The organism is Nonomuraea sp. NPDC003707, from assembly GCF_053587055.1.
This window is the reverse complement of record NZ_JBSFNK010000068.1, coordinates 24966-34911: the sequence shown is the minus strand read 5'-3', so window position 1 is coordinate 34911 and position 9946 is coordinate 24966. Positions and strand designations below refer to the sequence as shown.

General features: G+C 73.3%; 9 protein-coding genes. 1 reads left to right on the top strand and 8 read right to left on the bottom strand.

Features of this window, described 5'->3' with window-relative positions; genetic code table 11:
* Nucleotides 1-28: 28 nt before the first annotated feature.
* Nucleotides 29-2755, bottom strand: a complete 2727-nt coding sequence (locus tag ACWDRB_RS64160) for an ATP-binding protein (RefSeq protein WP_449911966.1) — start codon at nt 2753-2755, stop codon at nt 29-31.
* A gap of 187 nt (nt 2756-2942) precedes the next feature.
* Nucleotides 2943-3164: a hypothetical protein gene (locus ACWDRB_RS64155; protein WP_449911965.1), complete on the bottom strand. Its 222-nt coding sequence runs from the start codon at nt 3162-3164 to the stop codon at nt 2943-2945.
* A gap of 171 nt (nt 3165-3335) precedes the next feature.
* Here ACWDRB_RS64155 and ACWDRB_RS64150 point away from each other — a divergent pair, with 171 nt between their 5' ends.
* Nucleotides 3336-3788: a hypothetical protein gene (locus tag ACWDRB_RS64150; RefSeq protein WP_449911964.1), complete on the top strand. Its 453-nt coding sequence runs from the start codon at nt 3336-3338 to the stop codon at nt 3786-3788.
* A gap of 7 nt (nt 3789-3795) precedes the next feature.
* Here ACWDRB_RS64150 and ACWDRB_RS64145 read toward each other — a convergent pair whose 3' ends face one another.
* The 6 genes from ACWDRB_RS64145 to ACWDRB_RS64120 form a co-directional block, all read right to left on the bottom strand.
* Nucleotides 3796-5367 carry an ABC transporter permease gene (locus tag ACWDRB_RS64145; protein WP_449911963.1) on the bottom strand — a complete coding sequence of 524 codons (1572 nt, stop codon included), beginning with the start codon at nt 5365-5367 and terminating at the stop codon, nt 3796-3798.
* Nucleotides 5364-6254, bottom strand: coding sequence for an ABC transporter ATP-binding protein (locus ACWDRB_RS64140; RefSeq protein WP_449911962.1), 891 nt, complete (start codon nt 6252-6254; stop codon nt 5364-5366). The genes ACWDRB_RS64145 and ACWDRB_RS64140 overlap by 4 nt, the downstream gene beginning before the upstream one ends.
* Nucleotides 6251-6880, bottom strand: a complete 630-nt coding sequence (locus ACWDRB_RS64135; protein ID WP_192783476.1) for a TetR/AcrR family transcriptional regulator — start codon at nt 6878-6880, stop codon at nt 6251-6253. The genes ACWDRB_RS64140 and ACWDRB_RS64135 overlap by 4 nt, the downstream gene beginning before the upstream one ends.
* A 178-nt stretch (nt 6881-7058) precedes the next feature.
* A complete protein-coding gene (locus tag ACWDRB_RS64130; protein ID WP_449911961.1) occupies nt 7059-7688 on the bottom strand; it encodes a Rid family hydrolase in 630 nt (209 codons plus the stop codon).
* A 14-nt stretch (nt 7689-7702) separates the two neighbouring features.
* Nucleotides 7703-9289 (bottom strand): flavin monoamine oxidase family protein, encoded by a 1587-nt coding sequence (locus ACWDRB_RS64125; RefSeq protein WP_449911960.1) that lies wholly within the window; start codon nt 9287-9289, stop codon nt 7703-7705.
* Between the two features lie 125 nt (nt 9290-9414).
* Nucleotides 9415-9876: a hypothetical protein gene (locus tag ACWDRB_RS64120; RefSeq protein WP_449911959.1), complete on the bottom strand. Its 462-nt coding sequence runs from the start codon at nt 9874-9876 to the stop codon at nt 9415-9417.
* Nucleotides 9877-9946 lie beyond the last annotated feature (70 nt).

Below are 9946 nucleotides of genomic sequence, written 5' to 3'. Positions count from 1 at the left end.
CACTCCAGATGTCCACGTTTTGCATGACTCAGAGCATGCCGCCTCCGGCTACGGGCGCCTTCTGTAGAACTACCAGCCGCGCCAGATCCGTACGGGTACCGATGCCCAGCTTCGGATAGATCTTGTACAGGTGGTACTCGACCGTGCGCGGGCTCAGGAACAGCTGCGCGGCGATCTCCTTGCTGGACAGGCCGTCGGCGACCAGGCCCGCGATGCGCAGCTCCTGCGGGGTCAGCACGTCCAGCGCCGGGCCGCGGGCGGGCTCGGCGCTCTCGCCCGCCGCCCGCAGCTCGCCGTGCGCGCGCCGCGCCCACGGCTCCGCGCCCGCCCGCCGGAACGTCTCCAGCGCCGCCCGCAGATGCGGCCGCGCCTCGCCGGGCCGGTGCGCGCGGCGCAGCCGCTCGCCCAGCAGCAGGGCGGTCCTGGCCGCCTCGTACGGGTTCGCGTGCAGCCGCAGCGCCTCCTCCAGCTCCTTTTCCGGCAACTCCTTTTCCGGCAGCTCCTTGTCCGGGCCGGCGCCGACCAGGGCGCGGCACCGGGTCAGCAGGGCGCGCGACTCCGCGGTGGCCGCCTGTGCCGACCAGCGCTCGTACGCCTCCAGCGCCGCCCGCGCCGCCTCCAGGTCACCCGCGCCCACGGCCGCCTCGATGCGATCCGGCGCCGAGCGCCACACCACCGTCGGATGCCCGGCCCCCGGCCCGGCGGCCGTGATCGCGGTGAACCGGTCGTGCGCCGCGGCGAAACGGCCCGCCCCCAGGTCCAGCATGGCCAGCGCGTACGCGGCCACGCCCGCGCGCAGGCCCACCCGGTGCGGGATCGCGATGGCCAGCGCCTCCTGGGCGTGCCTACGGCACGTCTCCTCCTCGCCCCGCAGCGCCGCCAGCACCGCGAGGTTGGCCAGGTGCGCGGCCACCGTGTTGGCGTACCCGGCCTCGCGGGCCAGCTCCAGCCCCTCCTCGGAGATGGCCTGGCTCTCCGCCAGCCGCCCGGCGATCCGCTCGCCGGTGGCCACGAACTCCAGCACCACCGGCAGCTGCCCCACCATCCCCGACACCCTGGCCACCCGGCCCGCCCGGGCTACCAGATCGACCGCCAGATCGGCCTCACCCAGGTAACTGGCCGCCGCCGTCGCCCACAGGAACCCGGCCGCCTCCGTCAGCTCCCCGGTCCTGCCCAGCGCCCGCCTGAGCATCCCGTGCCCGGTGCCGTCGGAGAGCATCAGGCCGATGCCGGCCAGCACGTCGCGCAGGAACCCCTCGGGGAAGGCCGCCGCCCGCCGGCCGATCTCGACGATGGCGGCGGTGTCGCCCACGTACGAGGCCGCCTCGGCGGCGTCGGCCAGCATGTCCAGGCTGTCGCCCGTGGCCAGGATCCGCACCGCCTCGGCGGCGCTTCCGGAGTTCAGCTCGAACCTGCCCCGCAGCTGGGCGATCTCCATCTCCAGCGCGCGGTCCCCGCCCGCATGGTCGCGGGCCTCGGCCAGCAGCGATTCCGCCTGCCCCGGACGGCCACCGAGCCAGGCGGCCATGGCGGCGTCCTTGAGCCTGACCGCCCGGGTGTGTGGCGCCGGGGTCAGCTCGGCGGCCCTGGCCAGGGCGGTGGCGGCGTCGCCGTACCCGCCACGGTCGCGGGCCCGGGCGGCGGTCTCGGTGAGCGCGGCGGCGACGCTCTCGTCCTGGCCGAGCACGGCCGCCGCCAGGTGCCAGGCGCGGCGGTCCCCTTCGGACAGCCCGGCCAGCGCCTCGTGCGCCGCCCGGCGGGACGCCGGCGCGGCGGCCTCGTGCACGGCCGAGCGGATGAGGGGGTGACGGAATCGTACGGACGCGCCCTCGACCCGCACCAGCCCGGCGACCTCCAGCTCATGCAACGCCGCCCGCCCCGCCTCCGCCGCCCCGGCAGCCCCCAGCCCGTGCGGCGCCGGCCTGCCCGCGCCGATCCGCGCGGCGGCGCGCAGCACCAGGTCGAGGTCGCTTTCCACGGCGGCGAGCAGGGCCACCAGCCGGGCGTCGTCCGGCAGCGCGGCCACCTGCTCACCGAACAACTGCGTGCCGCCGGGCAGCGGATCGGGCAGCGGCTCACGGCCGGCGAGCTGTCCGGGGCCCAACCGCCGTACGATCTCGCGCAGGGCCAGCGGGTTGCCGCCGGTCGCCGCCACGAGCTCCCTCTTGACGGCGGGCGGCATCGCGGCGTCGAGCAGTTCGGCCGCCGCCGGCTCCGGCAGGCCGCCGAGCCGCAGCGGCGGCACCCCCTTCACCGGCGCGTCCCCCCGCACGGCCAGCAGCATCGCGATCCGCTCCGTGCCGAGCCGTCTGGCGGCGAACAGCAGCGCGTCCGCCGAGGCCCGATCCACCCACTGGAAGTCGTCGACCACGCAGACGAGCCCGTCCGGCGCGGCGGCCTCGGCCAGCAGCGACAGCACCCCGGCCGCCAGCAGGAACCGGTCCCCCGACGCGCCCCCGCCCAGCCCGAGCGCCCCGCGCACGGCCTGGCGCTGCGGCTCCGGCAGCGTGTCCAGCAGCCCGGCGACCGGCCGCAGCAACTGGTGCAGCGCGGCGAAGGCCAGGTCGGACTCGGGCTCGACGCCGGTCGTCCTGAGCACCCGCATGGACCCGCCCCGGGAGGCCGCCAGGTCGAGCAGGGCCGTCTTGCCCACGCCTGCCTCGCCCCGCAGCACCAGGGCATCGCCCGCGCCCTCGCGGGCCCGGGAGATCACGTCATCGATGGCGGCGATCTCCGCCGATCTGCCGAACAGCACAAGCGCCCACTGTATGCCCAAATCCGGACACCCCCGGCGGGCCCCCGCGGGCTGCGGGTGCCGCGTCCTCGCCGATCGACGCAGTGGACGGGTGAAGGCGGTGGCCCGCTCGGATGCCTGCCGCCGGATGCGGTCGGCCGCCGTGCGGGAGCCCCGCGAAGGCACGGCCCTACAGGAGCCCGGGGCCTCACGGAGTGAGGGATGCGGGCGTCGGCTGGTCGGAGGGTGCGGATGCCGTGCTCCCGGCAGGTTCGTCGCGCGCGGGCTCGGGTGGGGTGCCGGAGCACTGCCCCCGGCAGTAACCGTTGGTGACGATCAGCCGCCCCCGAGCGGGCGTGTAGGCGCTGTCCTGCGCCCCGACGATCACACCCTGACACGTGGAGCAGATGAGCGGCTGGTCGGCTGTCATGAAAGCCCTTCCGAAGGTCCTCGCGTGCACGGCGCGCCCGGGAGACGTCCCGGGCGCGGGACCTACCATGCCGGACGCCACCGACAATTCTCGCCGCCACATCCGGCCCGGAATGGGTGTGTACTTGAGACGCCCGGAAACCGACACCCCGACCGTTCTGGAGAAGTCGTCATGACCACGCCCGAGCCCATCACGACCTGGCGCGACGCTCGCTTCGACATGCCCGTCAGCCGGCAGCTGGAGCGCTACGACGCGTTGGCCGCCAAGGACGCGGCGGCTCGCGCCCGGGTCGAGCTGGTGACCCGGGGGATCTACGACCCCGACCGGCACGGCGCCGACGACCGGCCCGCGCTCACCGTGGCCGAGCACCTCGAGCTGCTGGCGCTGGCGGAGTGCATCGCGCGCACCGTACGCCATCCCGCCCACGTCCATCACGCGCTGCAGGCGGGGGCCACCTGGGCCGACATCGCGCGGATCGTCGACTCCGACGAGCCCACCGTCCGGCGGGACTACCAGCAGTGGGCCGACGACCAGCACGACCTCCACCAGAGCTACCCCCACCTCGGCATGACCGCCGACGAGTACGCCGCCGCGACCGCCAGGGCTCGCCAGCCGGAAGCCTGAGCGGGGATCAGGCGGACGGCACCAGGTTGCGGCGGCGCAGGAACGCCAGCCCCGCCGCGGCCAGGGCGACGGCCACCGCGGTCAGCCCCAGCAGCGGCGCCACCGCCGACGAGGAGCCGCCCAGCAGCATCGCCGGCACGTGCACGAACGGCGACAGGTTCAGGACGATCCCGGTGGCCAGCTTGAACTCCGCCAGCAGATCCACGACCAGGAAGAGGCCGAGCGCGGTCCAGCTCACGGCCACCGCCAGCCGGGGCAGCAGGCCGAACAGCAGCGTCGCGATCCCGACCACGGTCCAGACCGCGGGCAGGTACGCCAGCGTGGCCCCGGCGACGCGGGCCACGTCGCCGTCGTAGGTGAGCCCGGCCGCCGCGCCCAGCACGGCCAGCAGCAGCGCCGGGCTGACGACGGCGAACACCAGGTGGCTCAGCGCCCAGCGCAGCCGGCCGACGGGGGTGGACAGCAGGAGTTCGGCCCGGCCCGCCGCCTCCTCGCCGCGGGCGCGCAGCGCCGACACGAGCGCCGCCCCCGTGACGAGCTGGCTGAGCACGTACATCACGAAGGTGAAGAACACGTCCGAGATGCGGGCACCGGCACCGCCGACGGTCGCGGCCAGCTGCTGGAACTGCGGCGTGTCCAGCTGGGTGTCCAGGCCGCGCGCCGACACGCCGAGCAGCGCCCCCAGCAGGCCGAACCCGATCGCGAAGCCCGCGAGCGTGCTCCGGTGCAGCCGTCCGGCCAGGCCGAACGCGCCCGGCAGCCCTCCGGTGGCGGGCCCCTGGCGGATGGGCACCAGGCCGCCGGCCACGTCGCGCCGGGTGGACAGGACGAAGGCGGCCGTCGCCACGGCGGCGACGGCCACCGCGATCAGCCCCAGCACCCACCAGTGGTCGCCGGCGTAGGGCCTGGTCAGCCGGACCCAGCCGAACGGCGTCAGCCACGCCGGCCAGCCGATGCCGCCGGCGTCGGCCAGCGAGCGCAGCGCGAACAGCAGGCCGCCGACGGCGATCGCGATGCCGCGCGCCGTACCGGATGACGCGGTGAGCTGCGCGGTGACCGCCGCCACGGCCGCGAACGCCCAGCCGCCCCCGGCGGTGGACAGCCCGAACAGCAGCGAGGAACCCGCGGGCAGGCCGCTCGCGATCAGGGGAACCACCGACAGCAGGCCCAGCAGCAGGTTGGCGGCCAGCACGACCGCGAGCGTGGCGGCCAGCGGGGCGTGGCGGCCGATGACGCCCGACGACAGCAGCTCGCGCCGGCCGGTCTCCTCCTCGACCCGGGTGTGCCTGATCACCAGCAGGATGCTGACCAGCCCGCCGATCAGCGCGAGGGACGAGCCGAGCGTCCAGGCGGTCAGGCCGCCGACGCTCGCGTCGTAGATGTGGCCGCGCATGGCGAGCTGCGCGGGGTTGCTCGCCGAGGCCGCCGCGAAGGCGTCGCGGGCGGCCTGGTCGGCGTACAGGTCGCTGGTGGCGGAGGCGATGCTCGCCGGCAGCAGCGCGCTGATCGCGATCCACACCGGCAGCAGCACGCGGTCCCTGCGCAGGATGAGCCGGATCAGGGTCAGGGTGCCGGTCATGCGGCGGCCCCCTCGTAGTGGCGCAGGAACAGCTCCTCCAGCGTCGGCGGCTGCGTGGTCAACGTCCGCACGCCCGCCCTGGCCAGCTCGGCGAGCACGGCGGTCAGCGTGTCACCGTCCACCTGGCAGCGCAGCCGGGCGCCGTCCACGGTCAGGTCGTGCACGCCGGGCAGCGCGGCCAGCCCCGGCGCGGGCCCGATCAGCTCGGCCGTCACCGAGGTGCGGGTGAGGTGGCGCAGGTCGGCCAGGCTGCCGGACTCGACGGTACGGCCGGCGCGGATGATGCTGACGCGGTCGCATAGCGTCTCGACCTCCGACAGGATGTGGCTGGACAGCAGCACGGTGCGGCCGTCGCGCTTCTCCCGCAGGACGCAGTCGTTGAAGACCGCCTCCATCAGCGGGTCCAGGCCCGAGGTCGGCTCGTCCAGCACCAGGAGTTCCACGTCGGAGGCGAAGGCGGCCACCAGCGCCACCTTCTGCCGGTTGCCCTTGGAGTAGGTGCGGCACTTCTTGCGCGGGTCGAGCTCGAAGTGCTCGAGCAGCTCGGCGCGCCGCCGCGGGTCGAGGCCGCCGCGTACCCTGCCCAGCAGGTCGATGACCTCGCCGCCGGTCAGCGAGGGCCACAGGGTGACGTCGCCGGGCACGTAGGCGAGCCTTCGGTGCAGCTCGGTGGCGTCGTGCCACGGGTCGCCGCCCAGTAATTCGATCCGGCCGCCGTCGGCGCGCATCTGGCCCAGCAGGATGCGGATCGTGGTGGTCTTGCCCGCGCCGTTGGGGCCGAGGAAGCCGTGCACCTCCCCCGTGCTGACGGTGAGGTCGAGCCCGTCCAGGGCCCTTGCCTGGCCGAAGGTCTTGACCAGGCCGTCGGCGCGCACTGCGGCGTTCATTGTTGTCCCTCGAACTTCTCCAGCCCGGTCCGCGCCTGTTCGAACAGCTCGCGGCCGAGGAATTCGGGTCTGATCAGGTCGAGCTGGGCCTTGCCGACGCGCAGCGCGCCCTGCGGGGCGTAGAGGTCCGTGCCGAGCGCGCGGGAGACGTGCTCGTGCAGCACCGTGATGCCGAGCTTCATCGCCGTCAGCACGGTCGCGCGGGCGCGGTGGTCGGCCTCGGAGTGCTGGTCCTCGTTGGCGAGATGCTGCTCCGTCACGGTCACGAGGTCGTCGAACATGGTGGCCGCCGCCGGGGAGCCCTCGACGAGCGCGCGGCCGAGGTACTTCATCAGGGGCGGCGCGGTGCGGTGGACGTTCTCGATGAACTCGGGCTTCTCGAGGTTGCGGTCGGTGACGCCGGCGGTGACCTGCTCGCGCACGTAGCTGAGGACGTACTCGTCGCAGGCCTGCCTCAGCGCTTCCTTCGTGCCGAAGTGGTGCTGCACCAGGCCGGGCGAGACTCTGGCCGCCTCGGCGATCCCGCGGATCGTGGTGGCCTTGACCCCCTGCTCGGCGAACAACGCCATCGCGGCGTCGCGGATGCGGGCACGCGTGGTCAGGTCCTCTTCAGAAATTGGTCGCACGTCCAGCATTCTATACAGTTGTATTGGTTGCCATGCAAGCGTTCAACCAATCGGGCGTCGGAGGCCGGTGGCGGGAACGATGAAGGCGCCGCCTCTCTTCAGTGCGTGAGCAGAGGCGGCGCCTTCATATTTCTTCCCTTGGACAACAGAGCCCACACCAGCCTCGGCGGCGCCGAGGTCAGTGCTTGTAGGCGGCGACGACCTCCACTTCAACGAGCCAGCCCGCGACCGGGAGGTTGGCGATCTCGATCGTCACGCGGGCCGGGCGGGCCGGGTTGACCTCCATGGGCGGGGCGGGCGGCGCGGTGCCGAGCGGGACGGGTACGGGCCGGCCGGTGGCCAGGTCCGTGTTGGCGAAGAACTGGCGGTAGGCGCGGTTCCAGCCGGCGAAGTCCGCCGACTCGGCTCCGGGCGGCTTCTCCAGGTAGGCGCGCATGGAGACGACGTCGGCCAGGCCAAGCCCGGCCGCGGTGAGGTTGGCCTTGACGCGTTTGAGCACGTTGAGGGCCTGGGCCTCGGTGAGGGTGACGCCTGGAGGAAGGGTTCCGCCGGGGAGGTCGACGTAGCGTTCGGGAGAGTCGGCGGGGGCCGCGGGGTTGCCCGCCGCCGGCCCCAGGCCGCTGGCGGTGTACGTGGCCACCTGCTTCCCGAGCGCCACTCCATCGGCGATCGCCGGGTTGGTGTTGCCCTCGGGGAGGAACGGCCTGACCTCCTGCGGCCGGGGCGACCAGGTGGGGGTGGCGGCAGCCGTACCCGTGCCGAGGACGAGGACGACGGCCGCGGGGAGGGCGATGGTGCGGATCTTCATGCGGAGGTGTCCTCTCAGGAGGTGCTCAGGACGCGCTGGTGCAGCTCGGTGACGACCTTGCGGGCGGACTCCAGGGCTCCCGACTGCCAGGCGATCATGTAGCTCAGCCAGTCACCCGCGAAGTACACGTGCCCGGCGGGCTTGCCGAGCAGCTGGTACGCGCCCTGCCGCGACGGCCAGCCCACCCACGCGCCCTCGATGTGCGGCTGGAGTTTCCAGGCGATGGACACCGACGACGCCAGTTCGTCGCGATATTTCGCACCATGGATCTTCATGCCCTGCTCGATCGCGCGGCGCTCGCGCTCGGCCGGCTTCAGCGCGGCGTACGCGTCGGCCTGGGCGCCGAAGTTGTAGTAGCCGACGACCATGCCGCGCGAGCCGCCGTACCCGTAGGAGGGGTACCAGATCGTGCCCAGGTCGAGGTCGGTGGCGGTGACGCCGCCGTAGATGTCCTCGTCGACCTCCCACCAGCGGCGGCGGTACTCCAGGCCGATCTTGCCCGCGTTCGTGGCGGTCGGGGTGGCGAGGGCGGCCTGGACCTCCGGGCCGAGGTTGTGCGCGGTTCTGGCCAGGATGTGCGGGGGCATCGCCGCGACGCACAGGTCCGCCTTGATCTTCTGGGTACGGCCGTGGCGGTCCTCGTACTCGACCTCCACGCCGTCCGGCAGATCGGTGATCCTGGTGACCTTGGCGCGCAACCGGATCCGCTGCCGCCCGATCTTGCCGGCGAAGGCCCGCGGGATCGCGTCCATGCCGCCCACCGGCTGGAACATCAGCATCGCCTGGTCGTAGCCGAACTCGAACGCGAACCGCTGCCCGACTCCGCTGGCCAGCACCTCCGACAGCGACGGCACCGGCCCGAGGGCCGTGCCCGGCTGCTCGCCCGCGCCCGGGTTCACGCTGTGGCCGCGGCGGGTGCCTCCGGAGTACTTGAACCCGCTCGCCTTGTCCCCCACCGCCCCGAAGCCCGACAGGAAGGAGATCAGCCGCTCCTTGTCCTGCGCCGTGAGCGCGGCGTCCAGCGCCCCCGCGTCGGTCGCCCGCGACAGCAGTTCCGAGACGTATCCGTACACGTCGGCCTTGGCGGTGCGCCAGCGGACGGGGGCCCGCATGTTCTGGTGGTAGATGTAGGCCTGGGCGTTGGAGTTGGTGAAGACCTCCAGGTCCACGCCGAGCTCGCGGCAGTAGTCCATGGTGACCATCCACTGCGCCAGCCGGGCCGGCCCCGCGTTGAGGTAGACGCCGTCACCGAACTTCGAGACCTGCGTGGAGCCGTCCAGCTCGGTCACGCGGTCGCCGCCGCGGATGGTCCAGTTGCGGCCGCCCACCCGGTCGAGCGCCTCCAGAATCGTGCAGTCGTAGCCCGCCTTGCCCAGCTCGTACGCCGTGGCGAGGCCGGCTATCCCGGCGCCGAGAATCACGACCTTCTTCGCAGAGCGCCCGGTGAGGGAGAAGTCGGACTGCTGCGGCGGGTCGAAGGTCCCCTTCGCGGACGCCTCGGCGGTCGGCGCGAGCCCGAGCGCGCCCATGGTCGCGAAGAGCGCGCCTGCCCCACCGGAGACACCGACGGCGGACAGGAAATCGCGTCTGCTGTACCCCAACACTTACCTCCAAGATTTTGCTGGAGGTGAGTCTGGATGCGGTTTGTTGCCGTTCATCCTTCGGTGTGTTGTTTGTGCGTTGCAAGCAGATCATCGGGTTTGTAGTGAAAAGTGAGGTTTCAGGGTCAGTCTCGGCTGGAACAGCGGGCGTAGAGGTCACGGGCGCTGGCGTGCAGGAGCTGGCCGGACTCGCGCCGCATGCCGCCGACCGGCCAGGCCGTGCCGAGCACTTCGACGGACATGAGGTCCGCGTACAGGCGTCGTCCCTGAGCCCGTACGTCCTTGGCGACGGCGGGGTCGACGAGAGCGATCATGGCGGCGACGTACATCCATCGGGATCGCCACCGCGCCAGGGCGACGCCGCGCTCGTGGCGCGTCGTCGCGTCGCGCATGCCGGTACGGACGTCCTCGACCGCCGCGGCCAGATCCAGGGCGGCCCGGCGAGCTCGTTCCCGGCGGGCGGTGCGCCGCCGGGTCCGCCCCCGGATCAGCGCCGAGCAGGCTCCCAGCACCACGATGCCGATCAACGATATCCCCGCAGCGCCCCACGGTGCGGCCGCGTCCGCCCCAGCGGTGTCTCCAAGCATGTCCGGACCATATGGGCCGCGAGCCCAACAGCCGATCAAGCCCGGCACTTGCCGCGCCCAAGATGCTCAT